Below are 23,614 nucleotides of genomic sequence, written 5' to 3' on the forward strand. Positions count from 1 at the left end.
AGCAAGTGCTTTTCACCCATCTTTAGCTCCGGTAGGGGTGTTGCTGGCGGTATTCGGTTATGTTGTAGGAACTTATGGGGCTTATGTTTGTGGTTTGTTGATGCAGGCGGTGGCACCGTAGAAAGGAATGGAGAATTGAGAGTTGAGAATGGAGAGTGGAGAATGTGGTGCACTTGTTAATTCTCCATTCTCAACTCTCAATTAACTTTAAGTTTTTTCGGGTCATTAAAATTATCATCCTGATCGGTGGGCTGATTAGCCACTTTCAAGTCTTCAACAAGCCTCCATCTGCCATTGGCCAGACGATAGCCGTCGTAGGAGAAGTCAGGGCCGTAGAGCTCGAAATTTCCTTTCAACCTGTCGTCAGGAGGGGCGAGGTGGTCAAAAATGATAGTGCTGGTTTTCGGGTCCCAGTTTAATACCATGGAAGCTTTTCGGACGTATTCGAAAATCACCCGCTTTTGTGTAGGTTTATCTTTATCACCGTCAAAAACCGGCATACCGAAATAAGCTTTATTGTCTTTGAAATGTATCACATCTATCACTTTCTTGGTGGACCTGACGTTATTTCCTTTCCATCCCAATAGAATGTAATAGGGAGTTTTGACATTATTCAACACAGATATAATCTTATAGTATTGAGCGCCGTACCATTTATCGTTGCTTGTAACACTATCGGCAGGATTTTTAAAACCTGCCGTATAATCTACGAGGGGAAACATTTGAAGTTTACCATCGGTGCTATTCATTTGTACCGAGCCATAATACCTGTAACTGCCATCCGCGTTCATAACATGCCAGCTGAAGATCCTGAAACGCTTGTCCGAAGAAGTCTGTATTGAAATAGACTTCAATGAATCGAACGGAAAGTTGAAAGAATAGGGTGTTTTCAGGGCAGTTACCAATGTTTTAATGAATTTGTAACTTGCATTATAGCGCTGCGGCTCAATGCTGTCGTTGATCATTTTAAAACCCAGGTCCTGAAGGCTGTCCTGAAATGCAATCAATTGCCTGTTAGCAATATTAGCAGTATGCTGGGCCTTAGTACTAAGGCCCAGAAATAGTATAAAACTCAATATGTATGCTGCCCTGATCATAATTCTATGAAAGGTTTTCTATCACCATTGCACTTGCGCCACCGCCGCCGTTGCATATCCCTGCTACACCGATCTTACCGCCATTTTGCTGAAGTACATTTACAAGGGTTACAATAATTCTAGCCCCTGATGCCCCAAGCGGATGCCCCATTGAAACTGCCCCTCCGTTTACATTAACTTTTGAAGAATCAAGTTCTAAAATACGGTTATTCGCAATAGAAACAACTGAGAATGCTTCGTTGATTTCATAATAGTCCACTTGGTCAGCCGCTATACCCGCATTTTCAAGTGCAGCAGGGATTGCTTTTGATGGTGTGGTTGTAAACCATTCCGGTGCCTGCTGCGCATCTGCATAAGAAACTATTCTCGCAAGCGGTTTAATTCCCAGTTCATCAGCTTTCTTTTTGCTCATTAATACAAGTGCTGCAGCGCCGTCATTCAAAGTAGATGCATTTGCCGCTGTTACGGTACCGTCCTTTTGGAATACCGGTCTTAACGAAGGGATTTTGTCAAATTTCACAGCCTGTACTTCTTCGTCAGTATCTACTGAAGTTACTCCGCCCTTTTTATCTTTTATCTCTACAGGCACTATTTCATTGCTGAATTTTCCCTCAGCCTGAGCTTTCTGCGATCTCGTATAGGATTCAATAGCATAGGCATCCTGGTCTTCGCGGCTGATTTTACAATCCGTAGCACATAGTTCCGCTGCCGAACCCATATGGTAATCATTATACACATCCCAAAGGCCATCTTTAACCAGGCCATCGATGATCTTGCCGTCTCCAAGACGATAACCATTTCTTGCTTTATCCAGGTAATATGGCACATTACTCATGCTTTCCATACCGCCTGCTACTATTACATCTTTTTCTCCCAGGGCAATGCTTTGGGCTGCGAACATCAGAGCTTTAGTCCCTGAAGCACAAACTTTATTAATAGCCGTTGCCGGGATGTCTGGCAGGCCTGCGAATTTCGCCGCCTGTGTAGCTGGTGCTTGTCCGATATTTGCCGACAACACATTTCCCATAATAACTTCCTGAACCTGACCTGGCTCAATTCCTGCACGTTCTACGGCAGCTTTAATGGCAATTGCACCTAACTGGCTAGCTGATAAAGAAGATAAGCTACCACCAAAACTTCCTATAGGGGTGCGCACTGCGGATATTATATATACTTCGTTCATTAATTGGTTTTTGTTCAATGCAAATTTAGCTATCTGTTGGTGAATAATAACGCTCATGCTAATCTTTTGTTACAACAGCGTTTTCGCGATAATTCTGTCATTAGGTATCGGTGAGAAGGAACCGCAAGAAACTGCATTCCTGCGATTTTCCACTGAAATAAAGCAGACTCCAGCAAGATTAGCAATTCTTATCTCATGGTGATCTCAGGATGAAGACGGCACTAAAACAGGGTTAAGGCAGGTTTAGGCATTTGCTGCAAAAAATGCTGTTTTATGTGCGTTTATATAATTATCGGATATCTTTTTTGGAGACCCCATTAAAACCCACAACCGAATCTGGCAGGCTTTGGGTACTTATTAATTGATTACCCGGTGTAAAAGTTCGATATCGGAAGTCTTTCGCATTCGCAGCGGGGATCTCAATGATCGTATAAGCCTTTTGGGGAGCAGCCTCATTTCCGATCAGCTTTCGGGGGCCATCTCCAATAGTTCCCATATTCAAAAAACGTACGCCATCCTTTTCTGCCGGGTAGTAGGCATGCTGGTGGCCGCTAATGTATAGATCAATCCTGAAGCTCTTAAAAAAGTCCAATGCTGCTTCCGGATCAGAGTTTACTTCGCCAGGCTTATTCTTACTTTCTACCAATGCATATAATGGCAAATGACCAATCAGGATACGCAAACGCGCTCTATTAGCGATCTTGCTTTTCAACTGCTTTTCCATCCAGGTGTAAACCTCTGGTTTGATTTCTGCGCCGGCAGCATCCCAGCTTATCATAAAGACATTGTTTTTGATATAGCTATAGTAAAAGGGATAGTTGGTTGAATCTACAAAGCTTAGGTTGGTTGATTTTACATTCTCTTTCCAGAAGTTTTTTGAGATTTCCCGATCTCTTAAGAAAGAGGGAGAAGCATCATGATTGCCCACAGTAAATCCATAGGGGATTTCCAGTTTTTTAATAGGATCCAATACGACCGATTTAAATCCAGCCCACATATCGTGGATGTTCTGATCAGTTAACGAAGCTTTTTGGCCTGCAACCATATCCCCGGCGCATAAAATAATATCGGGCTTGATGTTGGGCAAATGACGTATTACCTGGCTAACTTCCGCCGGGTAACTGGTGGAACCATAACTTGCATTTAGGTGGCTTATCACACAGATAGTTAAAGGTTTATCTTTCTGTTCGTCCGATAGTCCCGCAACAGTTCGACTTTCAAGGGAATTCAGTGAGACACAAGCAGAAAAAATTACTGCCGTGAGAAATATTGGCAGGATGTGACGGAACCTTAACTTCATGGTAATATTTTATTCAAAAATAATTAAATATGTTTGGGGGCATTCACTCCCCAGCTTAAATATTTCCTTAAATTCACAATGAAAAATACGCTTACTATGTTCAAACCCCGACCGAAACTAGTATTTATTCCAGCCTTTATCACGATACTCCTGGCCTTGCTTGTGATCTTTTCCGGCTGTGCTTCCATCAGGTATACCGACCGTTTTACGTTTTTCCAGATGGCCGATACCCAGTTTGGATTTTTCAATGAAAATAAGGAATTCAGCAGGGAGTCCAGGAACTTTGAAAAAGCCATTGCTGAAACTAACCGCCTTAAGCCAGCATTCGTTATCGTGTGCGGCGATCTGGTGAATAAGCCAGGGGATATGGCCCAAATTAATGAATACAAGCGCATCGCGGCGACGCTTCATCCTTCCATTAAGATCTATAATGTTTCAGGAAATCACGATGTGGAGAATACCCCAACGCCTGCAGCATTGGATTTTTATCGTCAGCAATTCGGTGCTGACCGTTACACGTTTCGTTCAGGTAATATTTTCGGTATTGTCCTGAACTCCTCACTGATCAAAGATCCCGCTAAGGCACCAGAAGAAGCGGCTGCACAGGAGGCCTGGGTACGGACCGCCCTCGAAGATGCGAAGAACTCAGGAAGTAAGAACATTATGGTGTTCATGCACCATCCGTTCTTTCTTAATTCGGCTGACGAACCCAATCAATATTTCAATATCGATATAGAAAAGAGGAAGATGTTCCTTGAACTATTTGAGAGATACAAAGTGAGACAGATATTTGCGGGCCATTATCACCGTAATGCCGGCGGCAGAGCGGGGAACATCGAAATGATTACCACAGGCCCTGTTGGGCGCCCGTTGGGCTCAGATAGTTCTGGTTTTAGAATTGTAAATGTGGATGGAACTTCAATAAGTCATAAATATTATGCGTTGGATTCATTGCCTGCAAAATTGAATTTACAAAGAAATCAGCAGTGATTTCTGATGCATAGTTTATATTGATAAAGACAAACCGCTTGCGAGTTTTTAGTATTTTTATCGCCATAAGGATTCTCTAAAGGCTCCAGATTAACATTCAATTCAGAAAGCATGATATATGACTCGTACCATATCCTTATTGCCCTGTGCATTATTACTATCGTTTCCTACTTATTTAATATTATTTCCGAAAGGTTAAAAGTCCCATCGGTAATTCTTTTAATAGGCTGTGGGGTCTTACTTCAAAGTGTCTCCGAATATTACGGACAAAGGATATTCATTCCCAGAACGATTCTGGAGCTTTTGGGAGTCATAGGTTTAATCATGATCGTACTTGAAGGGGCCCTGGATCTCAAAATAACAAAAGAAAAGAAAACTTTAATTACCAAATCGTTTATAGCAGCCGGCGCTGTCTTATTGATTACGACAATCGCGATCGCAGATATACTGCATATTTTCTTAGATATCCGTTTTGTCAAAGCTTTGCCTTATGCTGTGGCGATGGGAGTGATAAGTAGTTCGATAGCAATTCCAAGTGTCGATAAGTTCGATATCGATAAGAAAGAATTCATTATTTATGAATCTACCTTTTCCGATATATTGGGAATTATGCTGTTCAATTATGTTATTTCCGATAGCCTGCTATCGTTAATTACAGTGGGCACCTTTGTATGGAACCTAGTCTTGATCACTATTATTTCTATACTAAGTACCCTGTTGCTGATGTTGTTATTCAGGTATCTTAAGGGACATATTAAGGTCTTTCTGATCTTAGCGATTATTATCCTTGTATACTCATTATCGAAACAACTGCACTTACCCTCACTGTTTTTTATCCTGGTTTTCGGGTTAGTACTTAATAACGTTGAACCTTTCTTAAAGGGAAAGATTCAAAAGTTCCTCCATCCTGAAAAGCTCTTGAGTGTTAATAATGAACTTAAGATAATGACCGCTGAACTGGCATTTTTAATACGCACGTTTTTTTTCCTTCTGTTTGGTTATAGTTTGGATCTTTCTTTGATTTTTAATAGTACCGTACTACTCACTGGTAGTTTGATCATTTTGGTGATCATGGCTATCAGATACGTTTTCCTTCGCTACATTTCCCAAACAAATGTGTTTCCGGAACTTTTTATTGCGCCGAGAGGACTGATAACCATTATTTTATTCTACAGTATCCCTCCTCAACTCGTTAGCAACAAGTTCAACGAGGGGGTCCTTTCTTTTGTAATCATTGCCTCAGGGATTATAATGATGATTGGGATTTTATTTTACAAAAAGAAGGTTGTTGATGCGGCGTTGGTGTCGGAGGTCTGAAGTCTGAGGTCGGTGGTCTGAAATGAGAGGTCTGAAATGAGAGGTATGAAGTATTGGGTAAGAAGTGTAAACTCCTTATTATAAAGCTTCTAGAATCTGAATTGCGACCACGACTTCTAATCCGAATTAATTTACACGGGACCAGCATACCGAAAAAATAGGTTCATGAAATGGAAAAAGCATAAAAAAAAGCCCCCCGGAACACGGAGGGCTTTTACGATTACATACTGTTTTATTCTTTTACTAGTCTAAAGTTATAAACCTTGTCGGGAGTTACCAGTCTGGCGTTAAAGAATTGCCCCTGGAAGCCGCTTGCATCTACTGCAAAGGTGTATGTTTCATTAGCTTTTGCTTCACCGCTGTATACAGTCTGGATTTTATATCCGGCAAGGCTGTAAATCTCCAGGCTTACCTTTTGATATCGTTTATCAAGGGTGAAAGTCAAACTCAGCTGCGTATTAAACGGATTTGGATAAGCTTTAAGTGTATTGTTTTCATTGCTGTTAACAACAAACTCTTCAATATTATTTACTACGCTTGATCCTTCCGGACATTCCCCTAAGGTGGCACCCGTTGCCAGTAAGGCTGGAACAGCTTGTGGTGCAATACATAGCTGAACACATGGGGCATTGCCCTTTCCTGGGTTTTTATAAACCAGAACTTTATCACCACAGCGAACATCAATGACCTTGATGGTCACTGTTTGTGTCGCTACGCAGCCTGATTCGCTCTTAGCTTCCACGGTAAATGTGTAAGTGCCCGCTGCTGTTGGTGTGAAAGTTACACTTGATCCAGTAGTGCTGCTTAAACCGCTTGCTGGCGACCAGGTATAGGTGTTGCCGTTTGCCGAGCTATTGTCAGAAGCAGATAATTGAATGGTTTGTGCGCCATAACCCAGCGCGATGGTGTTGTTAGGCAGGCCGGTGTTAGGATCATTACTGCGGCTTAATGCTATCATAGGCGCAGGAATTCGTCCGATAATAGTTACTACTGCAGTGGCAGAATCAATATTGCCAGCCAGATCAGTCACTGTTAGTTTGACTGTGTTAGCACCGATGTTCGAGCAGTCAAAGCTTGTTCTGCTTAATTCCATCGAGGCGATTCCCCAGTTATCAGATGATCCGTTATCTATATCCGCCGCTGTGATACTAACAGTTCCGTTCACCAGAGTGCGGGAAATGTTTTGCACGAGGACCACAGGCTTCACGGTATCATTACTTACGATGTTTGATTCCCGGCTCTCATTATATAACCGATCAAGAGAGGTAACGGCATAGTAATAAATACTATCCGCGGCTACCGTATTGTCCGTGAAATTGTTTTCATCCTGGTTCGTTATCCCGATAAGGTTATTTGCATTTTCCTTATCAATGACCGGGTTGGACGAACGGTAAATGGCGAACCGTTTTACTTTGTCGAATTCGCTGATGGCGACTGCAGGTTTCTTCCATGCAAGAAGAACCGATCCTGATCCTTTGGTTAGTTTAAGCGAATCAGGCGAAAGAGGTGCAATACCGTCTTTCCATGTCATTGCCGGGAGCAGAGCCGGCTTATTATAAAAGCGCTGCCTGAGCGAATCGCGATAGTTTAACAGATTCCCGACAAGAAACGCATGCCTGAAATGTGTTTGCCCGAATACATTAGGGTTGGCACGATTTATACGAACCTGATTCGGGATTTCTGATCGGCTTGTCCAGCCGGCAGTATTGACCTTGTAATCAGCCATACCAATATAAATATGACGTCCATAGGCATTGTTATTCCACCATGGAACCAATAATTTATAGTCTGATCCGGTTTGGCCGATAAACCAGTAAACCTGTGGCGTCAGATAATCAACCCATCCCGACTGTATCCACTTCTTCGTGTCGGCAAATAAGGAACTGTAATGCTGTAAAGCGCCTGCAGAAGTAGGTGAACCGATAGACGGATCGGTACTGCTCCGATAGATTCCCGAAGGTGAAACCCCGAACTTAACCCATGGTTTTAATACATTGATACTGTCAGAAACGCGCTTAATCAGCAGGTTAACATTGTCTCGTCTCCAGTCTGCACGTCCGGCTGCCGTAGCAGGGAAACCGCGAGGGTCGGCATTGTAAGCCGCATCGTCGGCTATAACGCCAGTAGGGTAAAAATAATCATCGAAGTGTATACCGTCAACATCATATCTTTTCACAATATCTACTATGACGTTTGTGACATGATCTCTGACCTCTGCTAATCCAGGGTTCAGGATTTTAACATTTCCGACAGTCAACATCCACTCCGGATGAGATCGGGATACATGGGTGGAAGAGTAAAGTGCGGTATTGTTTTGGCTGGTGGCAGTTGCCACCGCACGGTAAGGGTTTATCCATGCGTGGAATTCCATCCCTCTTTTTTTTGTTTCGTCCAGCGCATATTGAAGCGGATCCCACAATGGTGAAGGCGGAGTCCCCTGGTTATTAGTCAGGTAATATGACCATGGCTCCAGAGTGCTTGGATACATCGCGTCGGATTGGCTCCTGACCTGGAAATAAGCGGCATTCATTCCTGTTGCCTTGTTGTGATCTAGAATACCCCTGAGTGCAGTTTGTTGCTGGGTTGGTGTTTGTGTTCTGTTCGGCCAATCTAGGCTGATGTGGGTGCTTATCCAGACCCCTCTAAGTTCACGTTTAGGAGGATTTTGGGCATAAATGCTGAATGCGCAGAGAAGCACAAGAATTGAAAGTAGAAGTCTCTTCATAGTTTGTCATTTAGGTTTTAGAATTGGTTGTTATAAATTTCTATTTAAATTGCAGGTTTGTAAGTAAATATATTGAAAGACAGCATAATTATGCAAATATTTTTAGTGCAAACTGCTCTTTCTCAACCTTGGATGAATGGAGCAGCTAACAAGGATTTCAACGAAGAATGTGGATGATGCATATATTTATTATGAGAAATCACAATTAAACACATTGTTTTCGTGTATTTCAATGGATTTAATGATATTCAGGGATTAAAATAAATGAAGTGAATACAGAGTATGATGCAGTAGTTGTAGGTTCAGGTCCAAATGGTTTGTCGGCAGCTATTGTATTGCAGCACGCCGGGCTTTCGGTATTAATTATCGAGGGGAAAGAAACCATTGGCGGAGGGCTTAGGTCGGCTGAGCTTACCTTGCCGGGATTCGTCCATGATGTCTGTTCCGCAATTCATCCCCTGGCAGCGGGATCGCCATTGTTTAAAAAGCTTCCTTTAGATAAACACGGGCTGGAATATGTTTACCCTGCCTTTGCCGCTGCGCATCCATTTGATGATGGGAGTGCTGCAATCCTCAAGGGTAATGTTGAGCAAACTGCTTCCGGTTTAGGCATTGATAACACAATTTATTCAGAGCTTTTATCTCCTCTGGTCAGGAGCTGGCCAGGAATGGCACCTGATGTACTTGGGCCGTTACGTTTTCCAAAATATCCCCTCGATATGGCCGCCTTTGGTTTAAATGCATTACAATCAGCAAGTTCACTTGCGGGGCGTTTCAAAACACAACAGGGCAGAGGGCTTTTCGCTGGTATGGCAGCCCATTCCATACAGCCATTGACTAATCTGGCTACGTCTGCTATTGGCCTGGTTTTACTGGCTACCGGACATATTCAGGGATGGCCGGCCCCGCTTGGAGGTTCCGTGAAAATCGCAGATGCCCTGGCATCTTACTTTTTGTCCTTAGGTGGGAAGATACAAACATGTTTGCCGGTTCGTACAATGAACGACATTCCATCCGCCAAAGCGATATTGTTTGATTTAACACCAAAACAGATTCTTGAAATAGCCGGCGAAAGGTTTTCTCCTCTTTATAGATGGCAGCTTAAACGATACCGGTATGGAATGGGTGTATTTAAAATCGATTGGGCCCTAGATGGACCGATTCCCTTCACTTCACCTGATGCCCGTCAGGCAGGTACCGTTCATCTCGGTAACACTTTCGAAGAAATAGCCAGAAATGAACTCCTTACTTCACAGGGCCAGATAGTCGAAAGACCATTTGTGCTCCTTGCTCAGCAAAGCTTGTTTGATAAAAGCCGTGCGCCTGATGGAAAGCATACTGCATGGGCATATTGCCACGTCCCGAATGGTTCCACGGTTGACATGACTAAAGCCATAGAGGACCAGGTGGAACGTTTTGCGCCCGGGTTTAAGGACCTTATCCTGGCTAAGCATACTATGAATACTAAGGAAATCGAGGCCTATAACTCAAACTACATTGGAGGAGACATTAATGGAGGAATAATAGATATTGGCCAGTTATTCACACGGCCAGTGATAAGTCTATCGCCTTATCGCACTTCGGCAAAAGGGATTTACATCTGTTCCTCATCCACGCCGCCGGGGGGAGGAGTACATGGAATGTGTGGCTATCATGCTGCGAAACAAACACTTAAAGATATATTTCAAATCGATACTTTATTATAATATGTTAGAAGAAAAGAAATTTTTTATTCATGAGGACTGGGTTGTTGTTATTCTGGCAGCCCTGATTATCGCATTGGCTGTGGGCGGTTTGATCCTTCCCGTACCTGAGTTTAATTGGAGCAATGCATCGGAACTTTTCCAAACTGTGCTTGAACCACGGAACCTCGGTATTATCGCGCTACAATTCACATTTGTGTTTATTATTGCCGCTATTGGGGCATTACTCAATAAAAGGCCCCTTAAAGGGTACCTCATTAGTTTTCCGATAGTTTATCTCATTACGATTGCGGCACTCATCCTTGCGGGCAACAGCCAGGTGAAAGCGATAAATCTGGAAGCAGTGATCTTCAGTCTTGGACTCGGGTTGATCATTAGCAATTTCTTCAAGCTTCCGGAGTGGCTGAAGTCGGCTTTATCCACGGAAATGTTTGTGAAAATCGGCCTCGTTCTGCTGGGTACCGGAATAATTTTCGCCGATATATTAAAGGCTGGGTCCCTTGGGCTTATTCAGGCCCTCATCGTTGTAATCACTGTTTGGTATTTCGCGTACTGGTTATGCAAGAAGCTCAAGATAGATGATGAATTAACGATGATGATCTCCAGTGCAGTCTCCATTTGCGGCGTTTCAGCTGCGATTGCAACTTCCGGAGCTATAAAGGGTGATTCAAAAAAACTTTCTTATGTGATCTCGATGGTCCTGATTACAGCGATTCCTATGATGATCTTCATGCCGCTTATAGCCAAATACCTGGGCTTATCGCAGGAAGTAACCGGTGCATGGCTGGGAGGAAGTATTGATACTACAGGCGCGGTTGTGGCTTCCGGATCATTAGTCGGGGAAGAGGCGCTGAAGATTAGTACGATCGTTAAATTTTCCCAAAATGTGCTTTTAGGTTTAGCTGCTTTTGCAATATCCGTGTTCTGGACCTATACCAAACATCCGAATTCTAAAGACCCGGATTCCAAGCCCACTATTGGAGTGATATGGGACCGATTCCCAAAATTCGTTCTGGGATTTATTGCAGCATCGCTTTTGTTTTCCTTTATTCTCGATCCCGCAACGGTCAGTTCAGTAAAAAGCAGCCTTAAAAACTTACAGGGTTTGTGGTTCGCGCTTGCCTTCACTAGTATAGGGCTTGAAACTAATTTTGCTGATTTGTTTAGCAAACAAAGTAAAAAGCCATTCTATGCGTTTTTGCTTGCCCAAACCTTTAATGTGGTGGTAACCCTAGCTGTTGCCCTTTTGCTTTTTAATTAGTGTCCTAAAAACTGTAGCTATAACAAAAAGGCCTTTTGAATTTTTATCAAAAGGCCTCCGCTGTTTCTATGCTTATTCCCCCGGAATGAGGTTGCTTGAGACGACTATGGGGTTTGTTAATGTCTTGTGCAGCGGACAACTATCTGCGATTTGGAGCATACGCTGTCTTTGTTCCTCGTCAATATCACCGTCGATTTTGATATGCCTTTTGATATAAGTGGTTTGCTGTTCCGTTCCTTTAACAGTATCCATAGTGAGATCCACAGTTATCCCGTCCACAGCCCACTTTTTCCGGTCGGCATACATCCTTAAGGTCATGGCTGTACAAGTGCCCAGACTCGCAAGCAGGAACTCGTTTGGGTTCATACCCTGATCTTGACCGCCAACTGCTACAGGTTCATCTGCAATTACGGTATGCCCGCTTGCCCGCACTTCCGTTCTGTATTTATCCTTACCAATTTGAACTGTAGTACAAGATGTACCGATGCAATGATTTACTTCCATTTAAAAGCTAAAATAAGAATAAGGAACCAAGAACCAAGAAACAAGAACCAAGGCCTGGAGCCAAATGATTGAACAGGGTTATTAGCCCGCCATTTCGTCGGCTTGGTTTCCGGGCATGGGCATACTTATCACGTTGCCGTGATGTGCGCTGCTGTTGCTCCAGAAATTACCAGCAAGCTTAAATATTTTGTAGAATTGATGCGACTCATGGAGCAAAAAGAATTCAACCCATTGGCAGATGTTCATTCGTCCCAGTACGGCATGCGTTCCAACTCTTGAGTATTCGGCAGGTAACAGGTTGATTAGCATAGCCTTCATCTCATCGCGTACACGGTAGATCTCATGAAGCAGGGCACCCGTTGTCCTTGCAACAGTAAACCGGTATTCCGGATCATCTTCAGGGCTGTAGACGGTGAAAAAGGGATTTATTTCGGTTGTTATGGTCTTTAATCTGTCCATGAAAATGTACTGGTATCTGCACATATAAGCAATCGTTTCATGAATAGACCAGCGGTCAGGTATAAATCGGGTTTGAATAGCCTGTGACGGAAGGTCTTCTATATAATGCTTTACAATTTTATATTGATTGCAGAAGCGATTCATTGTCTCGGCGTGAATTTCCATCGTATTATTATTTAGGTCTAATAATAACGAAGGTAATTCCACCTTGTTTGATAAACAGTTAAGAAATTATTACCTTTTTGGTTAAAAGTTGTTTAAGGAACAGAAAGAAAGGAAGGGTTTAATATTTTTCCTTACACGATCGTCGATCCAAAAAACATATAGGCCAATATTATTGCCGCGATTACTCCAACCAAGTCGGCTATAAGCCCACAAACCAATGCATATCTTGGTTTTTTAATTCCCACAGATCCGAAATAAACAGCCAGAATGTAAAAAGTTGTCTCGGTTGAACCCTGAATAATACAAGCTAGTCTTCCCTGGAAGGAGTCAGCACCATATGTTTTCATCACATCGACCATTAAGCCCCGGGCACCGCCGCCACTTAAGGTTTTCATTAAACCAACAGGCAGGGCAGGTACGAAATTGGTATCAGCGCCGAAAAGAGCCACAAAGGACCCTATAGCATTAACAACATAATCCATACCGCCCGTAGTCCGGAATGCGCTGATCGCCACAAGTATGGCTATTAAAAAAGGAATAATCATGATGGATGTATTGAAGCCTTCTTTGGCGCCATCAATAAAAGCCTCATAAACATTAATTTTTTGCGTCGCGCCGTGGACTATAAACAGCGTGATCACCGAGAATATGATGATTCCACCGAGTAAACCAGCATAAACCTGTATTTGATCTGGTGGCAGTGAGCCGAGCCAGAAATAAAGCGTAAGCATTAAACCCACGAAGAAGCCGAAGAATGCAAGAATGGGTAATTGTAATAGATTTATTTTTTGGTATATAGCCACTACGATCATCCCAGATAAGAATGAAATGAAAGTTCCTATAAGGCAGGGGATAAAGATATCTGCTGGATTAGCGGCACCATTTGCCATTCGAAGGGCAATTACGGAAGTAGGTATGAGCGTAATCCCTGCTGTATTGAGTACCAGGAACATGATCATCGCATTACTCGCGGTATCCTTGACGGGATTTAATTCCTGGAGTTCCTGCATGGCTTTTAGGCCAACTGGTGTTGCTGCGTTGTCAAGCCCTAGTGCATTTGCTGAAAAGTTCATGATAATTGAGCCGTTAGCCGGATGGCTTTTCGGGATATCTGGAAACAATCGGCTAAAAAACGGGCTTAATCCTTTTGCAAATAGCGAGATCATACCTGCCCGCTCACCAATCTTCATTATTCCTAACCAAAAGGTCATGATACCAATCAAACCAATTGAAATTTCCGCACCGGTCTTAGCGCTGTCGAACATTCCGTTGACCACATTCATGAATATCGCCGTGTCGCCAAACACCACTAACTTAACCACGGCGACTATAAAAGCGATGACAAAAAATCCGATCCAGACGTAGTTAAGAGCCATAGGGTTTAAAAGTTATATGTTGTACGTTATACGTTTTGGGGGAATTTATTTAAAAAGTGTTTTAAGCGCTTTTAGAGAATTCCGAGTTTTAAAATTAGGATAAAAATAGGAATGTGCACATTCAATTAAATATTACCGTTTGTTATTATTCCATTTTCTATCGCCAGTAAGACTTCTACACCGTCCATAAGCACAATGTCTGCTGGGTCTTCAAATTTTAATTTTTTGGTTTGTACTAATTTGAATGAACTGCAATCGATATCCTTATAACCAAATCTGTTCGATAAATCGCCAACATCACCAACCCAATAAGAGTAATTCATTGATTTCAAGTCATCCGATACAGTTTCCTTAGCTGTTAGCCCGATGTCCACGCTGTATCCTACTGCTTGTTCGTTTTGACCGTTCTTGCTCGGTTTTTCATATTGAGCTTTTAGCTTACAATTTCTTAGCAGGATTTGAAAATGGTGTAATCTGTTTTCTGGAATAGCGAAGTAATCGTTCCTTGTCTTGTTAACAAAAGTCTTTTTTCCTATAGAAATGAGACCGCGGATAATCGATATAAATACAAGTTTTCTGATATGCTGTTTTTCCGGGTCATCAGCATAACCGCCTGCTTCAATCAGAATGGTAGACGTTCCTGCCTCCTGGAAATTGTCGCCGAAGGCCCTCATTTCATATTCATCATCGAAACGGCCAACATGACCAGGAAGGACTTCCTGGAGCGTGTCGTTCATTTCAGCAATTACCTGCATGGCCGTTTCCCTTACCGGATTTATACTCAACGCGTCATCATAAGCTGGTGCTAAAAGGGAAATTGTAGCCGGGTTTCCCATATTTCCCGCCGACCACATAGTGGTCTGATCATGCAAATTAAATCCGAAATGCGGCTGTATTTTGTCCCTTAACGTACGTAGTATTCTTCCTTCCGGTGATTGCTGGCTGTGAAAATCCCTGTTAATATCGATCTCCTGGGCATTACGACGATTGAAAACTTCGGCACCGTCCGGGTTGACCATTGGAAGGATGTACAAAGTACAGGTCTGAAGTATAAGGTCTGTTAAAGCTTTTTGCGATTCATCATCAAAGAAATTAAATAGGTCCATTAAAGCCATCGTGGCCGTGGCTTCATTTCCGTGCATCTGGCTCCATAAAAATACCTTTGTGGAACCCGAACCGCACTTTATTAAATTCAGAGAACGGCCTTCGAAAGATTTTCCGGCCTCCTTTATTTCATATCGTCGATCGTCTTTTAATTTTTCAAGTATCCCAAGCAAATCGCTGTGTTTGAAAAAGCGGTCTCTTATATTGTCGTTGATAAATGTGCGATAGGAGTGTAGGAGAGAATTGATTGAGTCCATGGTTTGCGAAGGTAGTATTTAGTGTTTGAAGCTCCAAAAGGATGTGCTTAAACGTTCTTTTTCAGCGTAGACCTACATATTTCTTATCTGACCTCAACCCCGCAGCCACTGCAATATTTAGCATTCATATCATTTGCATATTTGCATATTTCACATTCTTTCCGGTGCGATGCTGCTTTAACCATTGCGGCAGTAAAAATACCAGTAGGTACCGCTATGATAGCATAACCAATGATCATCACTACTGAGGATATAAGTTTGCCCACAACCGTCTGGGGGACAATATCTCCGTATCCAACGGTTGTTATGGTAATAATAGCCCAATAAATACTTTGTGGGATACTGGTAAATTCGTTTTCAGGGCCTTCGACGACATACATAACGGTTCCCATAACAATGACTGTTATCATAACCGTAAATAGAAATGTACTGATCTTGTAAAAACTTGATCTAAGTCCTTCACCAAGAGCCTGGCCTTCATTGACAAATTTGACCAGCTTGGCAATTCTGAATACCCGAAGTAAACGTAATGATCTGATTATCAGTAAATACCGATATGCAGGGAACAGTAAATAAAGGAGAGTTGGGAGGATAGATAACAGATCTACAAGCCCCCAGAAACTAAAAATATATTTACGGCGATGTGGGCTAACCCAAATCCGAACCAAATACTCGAGAGAAAAAATGGCAGTGAAGAAGATCTCGACTGCTAAAAAGAAAGTTAAATTCCGGGGGCCAATTGTTGGGATGCTTTCCAGCATCACGGCTAACACACTTGCTAATATCAGCCATAAGAGAATAATATCAAAGCGTCTTCCCAGTTTGGTATTGTTTCCAAAAACAATTATAAATAAGCGATTTTTCAAAGACGCTTCGTCCTTCTCATCCAGTTCAATCTTTTTTACAGGCATCCGTTCAAGATAATAAAAAATGCTTTGGGTATATTGGCCCCTGTCGGCTAACAACAAAAATCAGTAGACAGTTTGATTACAGCATAGGATCAATATGACTATTCCTATTCAACCTCAAGCAAATGTTGATACTTCGGCCAGTTATCCGCTATCGCAAGAACATTGATAAATAATAAGACGAGGGCTATTACGCTCCCGCTTTGGTCTACTACTATATGATGTGCAACAATGCCGGTCATTACCGGAAGTATATGATAAACATTAGCCCGAAAAGGATGTAGAGAACGAGTTTAACAATCTTCATAGCTTAACTTTTTACAGGACGAAAAAGGTAATATTAAAATAAGTAATAATTTTCGTCCTGCAAAAAAAAAGCCCCTTCCGTTTAGGAAAGGACTTTCTTTTAATGCCTTGGTAGAAAGGCCTTCTAATTCTAGATCAAGCTTACACTTCTATTAACAAACTCAGTTAACTCAGCGCCTGTAAGCATTCCCTGCGACAATAAAGCCAAATCAAAGGCTTGTTTTGCAAGCTGGATCTGCTCAGTCTCGTCAGTAGTTTGAAGGATTTTACCAACAAGCTTATGGTTTCCATTAATGGTTACATTGTAGCTGTCCGGTAAATTGCCGTAAAAGTTCATACCGCCTAAAGCCGACATGTCTTTCATTCTGCGCATAAACTCATCCATAGTAACGATAACAGGAAGTTCATCCGGATTAAGACTATCAACCTCCACTTTCATATTCGGCTTAACAACCGCTTTCTCGAAGATGGCTTTGACTTTCTCTTTTTCCTCATCGTTCAGGACCGCTACGATATCTTCATCCTTACTAATGATCTTATCAGCGGAAGCTGCATCAACTCGTTTTAACGATGTCTTCTCCAACTTTTGCTCCATCTGGCTGATGAAGTGAGTATCGATAGGTGAGTCCATCAGTAATACATCATAGCCTTTTTTATTTGCCGATTGTATGAACGTATCCTGTTTTGAGGCGTCCGTCGCATAAAGCAAAACCAGATTCCCGTCCTTGTCGGTCTGTTTCTCTTTAACCTTCTCTTTATATTCTTCGATGGTAGCGTATTCTTTGTTTGTATTCCCCAGAATAACGAAGTCTTTCCCTTTATCGTAGAATTTCTCTTCGCTAATCATACCGTATTTAACAAACAGGCCGATATCTCCCCACTTTTCTTCGAATGCCTTACGATCTGCTTTAAATAAGGAAGCTAACTTGTCGGCAACCTTTTTAGTGATATAGGTATTGATTTTCTTTACAGAACTATCCGCCTGAAGGAAACTTCTTGAAACATTCAACGGAATATCCGGTGAATCAATCACACCATGAAGCAGCATTAAAAATTCTGGAACAACATCTTTGACCTCATCGGTGATGAACACCTGACGAGAGAACAATTTGATCTTGTTTTTCTGCATTTCAAAATCGTTCTTGACTTTAGGGAAATACAGAACACCTGTTAGATTGAATGGATAATCTACATTCAAATGGATCCAGAAAAGTGGCTCATCCGAGAAAGGATATAACTCCTGGTAAAACGACAGGTAGTCTTCATCTTTAAGTTCTGCTGGAGATTTTGTCCATATAGGCGAAGTATTATTGATAATATTCGGGACCTCAACGGAAGTATACTTTGGTTTTCCATCAGCATCCTCGCCATCAGGTTCAGATGTAGACTTCGTTCCGAATTGAACCGGAATAGGGAGGAATTTACAATACTTATCTAATATGCCCTGAAGTTTTCCTTTATCCAGGAATTCTTTCGACTCTTTGTTTACATGAAGGATGATATCTGTACCACGTTCTGTGCGGCTACCTTCACTAATTTCGAATTCAGTACTGCCATCGCAAATCCAGCGTGCAGGTTCGGACTCGTCTTTGTAAGAAAGCGATTGAATTTCGACCTGATCGGCCACCATAAATGCGGAGTAAAACCCCAGACCAAACTTGCCAATGATTTCATTCGCATCCTTTGCATCCTTAAATTTTTCTACGAATTCTGTTGCTCCTGAAAAGGCGATCTGGTTAATGTATTTTTTTATTTCCTCGCCAGTCATACCAAGGCCATTGTCGGAAATGGTAATCGTTTTTTTCTTCTCGTCAAACGAAACCGATACCTTAAGATCTCCAAGGTCGCCCTTATATTCTCCCAGTGAAGACAAGCGTTTAATTTTTTGCGTTGCATCTACTGCATTAGCCACCAGCTCTCTCAGGAAGATCTCGTTATCAGAGTATAAAAACTTCTTAATGATCGGAAAGATGTTTTCCGTGTGGATCGAAATGGTTCCTTTTTCTTGCATTTTAATATGTTTGATTAATGATCTAGATGCCAAAGGTGTAACAAAGGATGTTCCAAAGGATTAGAGGTGTCAAGATGGCACTTGGCACTATTTTTTCGATTGCCCAAATTAAATCAAACCTTTCATTCGGCACATTTGTTGCATTACCCTGTTATGGAAGTTAGACCTAAATCGACATTCCTATTATATCACTGAAAATGAACGAAATAACTGATCACACAGATTTAAGCACGAAACAAATCATGCATAATAACCTACACCGGGGAGATTCAAATCTCCATTTTAAGACAGTCATTAAGACTTTGAGAAAATCTGTGCTATTGCTAGCAGGTATCAGCACTATAGGTATTGCAACTGCATGTGGCAGTAAATCGAAAAAGGAAAAACAAGTAGCTAATAAACCGCAGCCTGTTCTGGATAGTACCTATTACATCAATTACATGAATAAGGACCCGATGCTGAAGGAGCATACGGATTGGGCGAAAAAATTCTACAGGGAACGTGAGTTTCAATTAGGTTGGTTTAAAAATAACGAAATTGTTCCCCAGGCGCAGGAAATGCTGACCATGATCAGTAAAGCTGGTGAAGAAGGTCTTGATCCAAAGAAGTACCAATTCAAGGATTTCACTGCGATGTTCGCAAACCTGGAAGCTGCGAAAAGCGATTCTGCCAAATTTACTGAGCTCCAGAAAGAGATTGATGTAGCACTTTCGTCGACATACTTTGTCTGGGCGTCTGACTACTACCGTGGAGTTGTGATTCCACGTGAGAACGAAGAGATAGAATGGGACGTAAAACGGAATAAAATCAAGCTTCATAAAGCTTTAATGACCGTCTTGGGCGAAAGAGAAAGTAAGTACTCCTATGCTAATTTTAGTCCTTTACACCCTGATTATGCAAGGCTTAAAACAGCACTAGCAAATTATAGGAAAATACAGGCAGCAGGGGGATGGCCACAAGTGGCTGCAAATCCAAAATTAAAAGAAGGACAAAGTTCCCCTGGCGTTGTAGCATTGAAGAAACGTTTGGGAGTCAGTTCAACCGATTCAACTTTTAATGCTGAAACAGTCGCTGCGTTGAAGACATTTCAATCTGCACAAGGTCTAAAACCAGATGCTACGCTCGGAGCTGAAACTGCTAAAATTTTAAATGTTTCGGTTGAGCAACGAATTAAGCAGATCATCCTGAATATGGAAAGATGGAGATGGATACCGAAGAGTTTCGAGGAAGATTACCTTATAGTAAATATACCTGAATACCGCATGCGTGTATTCGAGAAGGGAAAAGAGGCATTGGCAATGAATGTCATCGTTGGTAAAACATTAAACAGTACTCCGATTTTTAGCGATAAAATGGAGAATGTGGTGCTCGCACCTTATTGGAATGTGCCCGCAAGTATCGTGAAGGACGAACTCGGGCCGAAAATAGCTGCCGATCCGGGTACCCTGGACCGCTTAAATATGGAATTGGTTGATTATAAGGGTAACCAGGTTAGCCCTGCTGGGATTGATTGGAACTCTGTAACCAGAGATAACTGGAAATATATTTTGCGTAGAAAACCGGGCCCGAAAAATGACCTTGGTGACGTAAAGTTTATTTTTCCTAATACAGATGATATTTATCTACACGATACCCCGCATGATGAATTATTTAGCCAGACCAAACGTAATTTTAGCCACGGTTGCGTTCGCTTAGAGAAGCCACTACAGCTTGCTGAGTATCTTTTGAAGCCACTCGGTTGGGATATGAATAAGATCCAAAGTACTATTGCTGGTGGTAAAGAGAAACATGTAAAACTACAGAAGGTTCTTCCCGTTTATCTTGTCTACTTCACTGCCTGGGCAGATGAAAGTGGTAATGTTCACTTCCGTGATGATATTTACGGACATGATAAGACTTTATCTCAGCAGTATTTTAATGAGGTGAGTGCGGCCGTAGTAAAACCTAAGTCGTCGGCTGCTCAAGGAAAATTGTAATTAAGTCATAGGTTATAAGTTGTACGTTATAAGTGTGGATGCTTAACCCAGCGTTTAGAAACTTATAACTTACAACTTTTACTTATAACTCCCTATGCCTGCTGCCTCTTAAATTCCGACGTACTATGAAACTCCACATCAGGAAAATCTCGTTTCGCAAGATTTAGAGTCCAGTCGTTATCAGCTAAAAACACCGGGTTGCCGTCTTTATCGGTGGCAATGTGGTGGTGTCTGCGCTGAACAATCTCATTAATATTCTTTTTATCTTTTGAAGTCAGCCAGCTTGATTTTCGGAAGGTCAATGGCCTAAACGCACATTTAGCTCCATATTCATGTTGCAGCCTGAAGGCGATAACTTCGTATTGAAGCTCACCGACCGTTCCAATAATTTTTCTGTTACCAGGCTGCTGAACAAAAAGTTGTGCAACTCCTTCTTCTGTTAGCTGCTGCAAACCTTTTTCCAGTTGTTTTGACTTCAGCGGATCACGGTTTTCTACCTCTTTAAAGATTTCCGGAGAGAAGCTTGGGATACCCTTGAATTGCAATTGTTCGCCTTCCGTCAGTGTATCGCCAATTTTAAAATTACCGCTGTCGTATAGTCCCACAACATCACCTGGCCAGGCTTCTTCCACGAGGCTTTTCTCGTTGGCCATAAAATCCATTGGGTTGGAGAATTTTAGCTTCTTTCCCTGACGGGTATGGAAGTAGAATTTATTACGTTCAAATTTGCCGGAGCAAATCCTTAAAAAGGCGATTCTGTCGCGATGGTTCGGATCAAGGTTCGCGTGGATTTTGAACACAAAACCTGTAAACGCTTTTTCCGTTGCAATTACCATTCTTTCATTTGCTTCCCTGCTTTTCGGGCTTGGCGCGATGGAGACAAAAGTATCCAGTAATTCTCTGATGCCGAAATTATTGATCGCACTTCCGAAGAATACAGGAGCAAGCAAGCCTTCCAGATATAGCTCCTTGTCTAATATGCCGTAAATACCCTCAACCAATTCAAGATCATCTTTTAATGTCTTCAATTCTTTCGGCTGTAGGTGTTCTGTAAGGAGTTCATCATCAAGATCCTTTACTTGTATCAATGCTTCAGTAACTTTTGATTTATCCGGCCTGAATAGATTCAGGGAATTATCGAAAATATTATAAACCCCTTTAAAGTTATGCCCTTGTCCTATAGGCCAGGATAGGGGACATACACTGATGTTCAGATTATTCTCCAGCTCATCAAGCAGGTCAAAAGTATCTTTACCTTCCCGGTCGAGTTTATTGATGAAGATGATAACCGGAGTATTACGCATCCGGCAAACGTCCATCAGCTTTTGCGTTTGCTCTTCAACCCCTTTAACACTGTCTACCACCAAAATCACACTGTCAACTGCTGAAAGGGTCCTGTAGGTATCTTCAGCAAAATCCTTGTGACCGGGGGTATCCAGGATATTAATCCGTTTCCCATTGTATTCAAAACCCATTACAGATGTCGCCACCGATATTCCCCTTTGCTTTTCTATTTCCATGAAATCGGAAGTGCTGCTTTGATTGGCTTTGTTACGCTTAACTGTACCTGCAGTATTAATTGCCCCTCCGAACAGAAGAAATTTCTCTGTTAAAGTGGTTTTCCCGGCATCGGGGTGACTGATAATCGCAAATGTTTTTCGTTTCTCTATTTCTGGATTAAGCATCATGTTTTGGGAAATGTATTCTGAACCGTCTCAAAGGGGTTTGTAAAAATGCAAAGGTAGTAATTTTTGTTGCTTAGTTTTGGTGGAGTATACCTTCCTGAAAGATGGGTCAGGAGTAGTGTTAAAGCGGTGTAGTATCGGTGCTCGACCGGCCCTGAACAACGGCTGAACAACGGCTGAACAACGGCTGAACAATAGCCAGCCCGGTGTTTGAGCGTACATCAAGCGGTGTTCAAGCGGTGTTCAAGCGGTCAATAAGCGGTGAATGAGCGGTCAACAAGCGGACTACGAGCGGTGAATAAGCGGTAATTGAGGGGTAGTTGTCAATGTCCGGCGTGGATATCCTTGTTCTTTATTCCTTGTTCTTTATTTCTTGTTCTGTTCTGTAATCTTGGCTCTTGGTTCCTGGCTCTTGGTTCCTGGCCTCTGGTTCCTATTTAAAAAACACTTCCGTCGCCCCATATCCAAATTTCTCTTTATGCGCATCCATAAACGTCTTAACCTGAGCGTGTTTGCTAATCACTTTATAGATTTCATTTCTCAATGTCCCATTCCCGCTGCCATGGATGAAAATAATGCTGGGAAGTTTATGAACGATAGCTGCATCAAGGCTCTTAGTGAATTGAGCCAGCTGGATATTAAGAATTTCATTGGTATTGAGGAATTGATAGTCATCACGTAGTTTTTCTATGTGAAGATCAATCTCCTTACCCGGCTGTTCGACCTGCAGTTTTTCAGCAGCCGGCCGGAAAAAACTTTCTTTTAGTTTTTGGGGATCAATGATAGGGGTTTCAGTATCTAATTGGATTAGCCATGCCGGTTGGTCGATATATTCCGATGTTTTTTTAGCACCTGCAAAATCTTTCGCCCGGAATTTCTCTGTGAATTCTATGGGTTTCTTTATATCTCTGATTTCATTCGCAAAACGTAAAATCTGGAAGTGGAATGTAGGCCATTGATCCAGCTCATTCAGTGATGCGGAAAATAATTGGGAAGATGATTTCGGTTTTATTATGCCGCTAAACTCCCCTTTGATTTTGCTGGTTTTTTCCGTCGTTAATGTAGTGAGAAGCTCAAAAGAGCTTGTGTTTACGAGGTTCAAATGGACTACAGAACCGGCTTTTTTATCAGATGCAACTGCCAGGAAAATTCCAGTTGAAACAAATTCAATGTCTTGTTCCTGTTTCCTTTCCGAGGGAGTCTCTATGTTGGAATCCTGCCCATGTACCCGGGTTACCTGGCTTGCAAGGACCGGTATCTCAAAGCCATCCTCATCGGTTACGGCGA

General features: G+C 42.1%; 18 protein-coding genes. 6 read left to right on the top strand and 12 right to left on the bottom strand.

The annotated features are described in order from the left end of the window. A partial coding sequence (locus WBJ10_RS03510; RefSeq protein WP_424288185.1) for a DUF819 family protein occupies positions 1-121 on the top strand: 121 nt, incomplete at its 5' end. Between the two features lie 76 nt (positions 122-197). Here WBJ10_RS03510 and WBJ10_RS03515 read toward each other — a convergent pair. The 3 genes from WBJ10_RS03515 to WBJ10_RS03525 form a co-directional block, all read right to left on the bottom strand. After that, positions 198-1,097, bottom strand: a complete 900-nt coding sequence (locus WBJ10_RS03515; protein ID WP_424288169.1) for a hypothetical protein — start codon at positions 1,095-1,097, stop codon at positions 198-200. Between the two features lie 4 nt (positions 1,098-1,101). After that, complete coding sequence (locus WBJ10_RS03520; RefSeq protein WP_424288170.1) at positions 1,102-2,280, bottom strand: acetyl-CoA C-acyltransferase; 1,179 nt, start codon at positions 2,278-2,280, stop codon at positions 1,102-1,104. 289 nt (positions 2,281-2,569) lie between these two features. Further along, on the bottom strand, positions 2,570-3,580 hold the full coding sequence (locus WBJ10_RS03525; protein ID WP_424288171.1) for a metallophosphoesterase family protein: 1,011 nt from the start codon (positions 3,578-3,580) through the stop codon (positions 2,570-2,572). Positions 3,581-3,658: 78 nt separating this feature from the next. On the opposite strand from WBJ10_RS03525, the gene WBJ10_RS03530 reads away from it, so the two are divergent. Beyond that, positions 3,659-4,570, top strand: a complete 912-nt coding sequence (locus WBJ10_RS03530; RefSeq protein WP_424288172.1) for a metallophosphoesterase — start codon at positions 3,659-3,661, stop codon at positions 4,568-4,570. 111 nt (positions 4,571-4,681) lie between these two features. After that, positions 4,682-5,887: a cation:proton antiporter gene (locus WBJ10_RS03535; RefSeq protein ID WP_424288173.1), complete on the top strand. Its 1,206-nt coding sequence runs from the start codon at positions 4,682-4,684 to the stop codon at positions 5,885-5,887. A 232-nt stretch (positions 5,888-6,119) separates the two neighbouring features. Here WBJ10_RS03535 and WBJ10_RS03540 read toward each other — a convergent pair whose 3' ends face one another. Beyond that, positions 6,120-8,612: a family 10 glycosylhydrolase gene (locus tag WBJ10_RS03540; protein ID WP_424288174.1), complete on the bottom strand. Its 2,493-nt coding sequence runs from the start codon at positions 8,610-8,612 to the stop codon at positions 6,120-6,122. 269 nt (positions 8,613-8,881) lie between these two features. Between WBJ10_RS03540 and WBJ10_RS03545 the strand changes: the two genes are divergently transcribed. Beyond that, positions 8,882-10,318: a phytoene desaturase family protein gene (locus tag WBJ10_RS03545; RefSeq protein WP_424288175.1), complete on the top strand. Its 1,437-nt coding sequence runs from the start codon at positions 8,882-8,884 to the stop codon at positions 10,316-10,318. Between the two features lies 1 nt (position 10,319). Next, complete coding sequence (locus WBJ10_RS03550; RefSeq protein WP_424288176.1) at positions 10,320-11,576, top strand: YeiH family protein; 1,257 nt, start codon at positions 10,320-10,322, stop codon at positions 11,574-11,576. Positions 11,577-11,648: 72 nt separating this feature from the next. Here the strand turns inward: WBJ10_RS03550 and WBJ10_RS03555 are convergent, their stop codons facing one another. From WBJ10_RS03555 to htpG, 6 genes are all read right to left on the bottom strand, one after another. Further along, on the bottom strand, positions 11,649-12,080 hold the full coding sequence (locus tag WBJ10_RS03555; RefSeq protein ID WP_424288177.1) for an OsmC family protein: 432 nt from the start codon (positions 12,078-12,080) through the stop codon (positions 11,649-11,651). 81 nt (positions 12,081-12,161) lie between these two features. Beyond that, entirely contained in the window at positions 12,162-12,704 is a 543-nt protein-coding gene (locus tag WBJ10_RS03560) for a DinB family protein (protein WP_424288178.1), read from the bottom strand. A gap of 131 nt (positions 12,705-12,835) precedes the next feature. After that, positions 12,836-14,080 carry a nucleoside recognition domain-containing protein gene (locus WBJ10_RS03565; RefSeq protein ID WP_424288179.1) on the bottom strand — a complete coding sequence of 415 codons (1,245 nt, stop codon included), beginning with the start codon at positions 14,078-14,080 and terminating at the stop codon, positions 12,836-12,838. A gap of 125 nt (positions 14,081-14,205) precedes the next feature. Beyond that, positions 14,206-15,441, bottom strand: a complete 1,236-nt coding sequence (locus tag WBJ10_RS03570) for a M14 family zinc carboxypeptidase (protein WP_424288180.1) — start codon at positions 15,439-15,441, stop codon at positions 14,206-14,208. Positions 15,442-15,524: 83 nt separating this feature from the next. Then, positions 15,525-16,352 carry an ion transporter gene (locus WBJ10_RS03575; protein ID WP_424288181.1) on the bottom strand — a complete coding sequence of 276 codons (828 nt, stop codon included), beginning with the start codon at positions 16,350-16,352 and terminating at the stop codon, positions 15,525-15,527. Between the two features lie 433 nt (positions 16,353-16,785). Continuing rightward, complete coding sequence (gene htpG / locus WBJ10_RS03580; RefSeq protein ID WP_424288182.1) at positions 16,786-18,666, bottom strand: molecular chaperone HtpG; 1,881 nt, start codon at positions 18,664-18,666, stop codon at positions 16,786-16,788. 197 nt (positions 18,667-18,863) lie between these two features. Here htpG and WBJ10_RS03585 point away from each other — a divergent pair, with 197 nt between their 5' ends. After that, positions 18,864-20,642, top strand: a complete 1,779-nt coding sequence (locus WBJ10_RS03585) for a L,D-transpeptidase family protein (RefSeq protein ID WP_424288183.1) — start codon at positions 18,864-18,866, stop codon at positions 20,640-20,642. Positions 20,643-20,734: 92 nt separating this feature from the next. Here the strand turns inward: WBJ10_RS03585 and WBJ10_RS03590 are convergent, their stop codons facing one another. Further along, positions 20,735-22,327 carry a peptide chain release factor 3 gene (locus tag WBJ10_RS03590; RefSeq protein WP_424288186.1) on the bottom strand — a complete coding sequence of 531 codons (1,593 nt, stop codon included), beginning with the start codon at positions 22,325-22,327 and terminating at the stop codon, positions 20,735-20,737. Between the two features lie 433 nt (positions 22,328-22,760). Then, a partial coding sequence (locus tag WBJ10_RS03595; RefSeq protein WP_424288184.1) for a Smr/MutS family protein occupies positions 22,761-23,614 on the bottom strand: 854 nt, incomplete at its 5' end.

The sequence above is a fragment of the Daejeonella sp. genome (assembly GCF_049655485.1).
Lineage (GTDB): Bacteria > Bacteroidota > Bacteroidia > Sphingobacteriales > Sphingobacteriaceae > Daejeonella.

Coding starts and splice junctions, on each gene's coding strand:
- WBJ10_RS03515 (WP_424288169.1), bottom strand. CDS start 1,097: ATGATCAGGGCAGCATACATATTGAGTTTTATACTATTTCTGGGCCTT.
- WBJ10_RS03520 (WP_424288170.1), bottom strand. CDS start 2,280: ATGAACGAAGTATATATAATATCCGCAGTGCGCACCCCTATAGGAAGT.
- WBJ10_RS03525 (WP_424288171.1), bottom strand. CDS start 3,580: ATGAAGTTAAGGTTCCGTCACATCCTGCCAATATTTCTCACGGCAGTA.
- WBJ10_RS03530 (WP_424288172.1), top strand. CDS start 3,659: ATGAAAAATACGCTTACTATGTTCAAACCCCGACCGAAACTAGTATTT.
- WBJ10_RS03535 (WP_424288173.1), top strand. CDS start 4,682: ATGATATATGACTCGTACCATATCCTTATTGCCCTGTGCATTATTACT.
- WBJ10_RS03540 (WP_424288174.1), bottom strand. CDS start 8,612: ATGAAGAGACTTCTACTTTCAATTCTTGTGCTTCTCTGCGCATTCAGC.
- WBJ10_RS03550 (WP_424288176.1), top strand. CDS start 10,320: ATGTTAGAAGAAAAGAAATTTTTTATTCATGAGGACTGGGTTGTTGTT.
- WBJ10_RS03555 (WP_424288177.1), bottom strand. CDS start 12,080: ATGGAAGTAAATCATTGCATCGGTACATCTTGTACTACAGTTCAAATT.
- WBJ10_RS03560 (WP_424288178.1), bottom strand. CDS start 12,704: ATGGAAATTCACGCCGAGACAATGAATCGCTTCTGCAATCAATATAAA.
- WBJ10_RS03565 (WP_424288179.1), bottom strand. CDS start 14,080: ATGGCTCTTAACTACGTCTGGATCGGATTTTTTGTCATCGCTTTTATA.
- WBJ10_RS03570 (WP_424288180.1), bottom strand. CDS start 15,441: ATGGACTCAATCAATTCTCTCCTACACTCCTATCGCACATTTATCAAC.
- WBJ10_RS03575 (WP_424288181.1), bottom strand. CDS start 16,352: ATGCCTGTAAAAAAGATTGAACTGGATGAGAAGGACGAAGCGTCTTTG.
- htpG (WP_424288182.1), bottom strand. CDS start 18,666: ATGCAAGAAAAAGGAACCATTTCGATCCACACGGAAAACATCTTTCCG.
- WBJ10_RS03585 (WP_424288183.1), top strand. CDS start 18,864: ATGAACGAAATAACTGATCACACAGATTTAAGCACGAAACAAATCATG.
- WBJ10_RS03590 (WP_424288186.1), bottom strand. CDS start 22,327: ATGCTTAATCCAGAAATAGAGAAACGAAAAACATTTGCGATTATCAGT.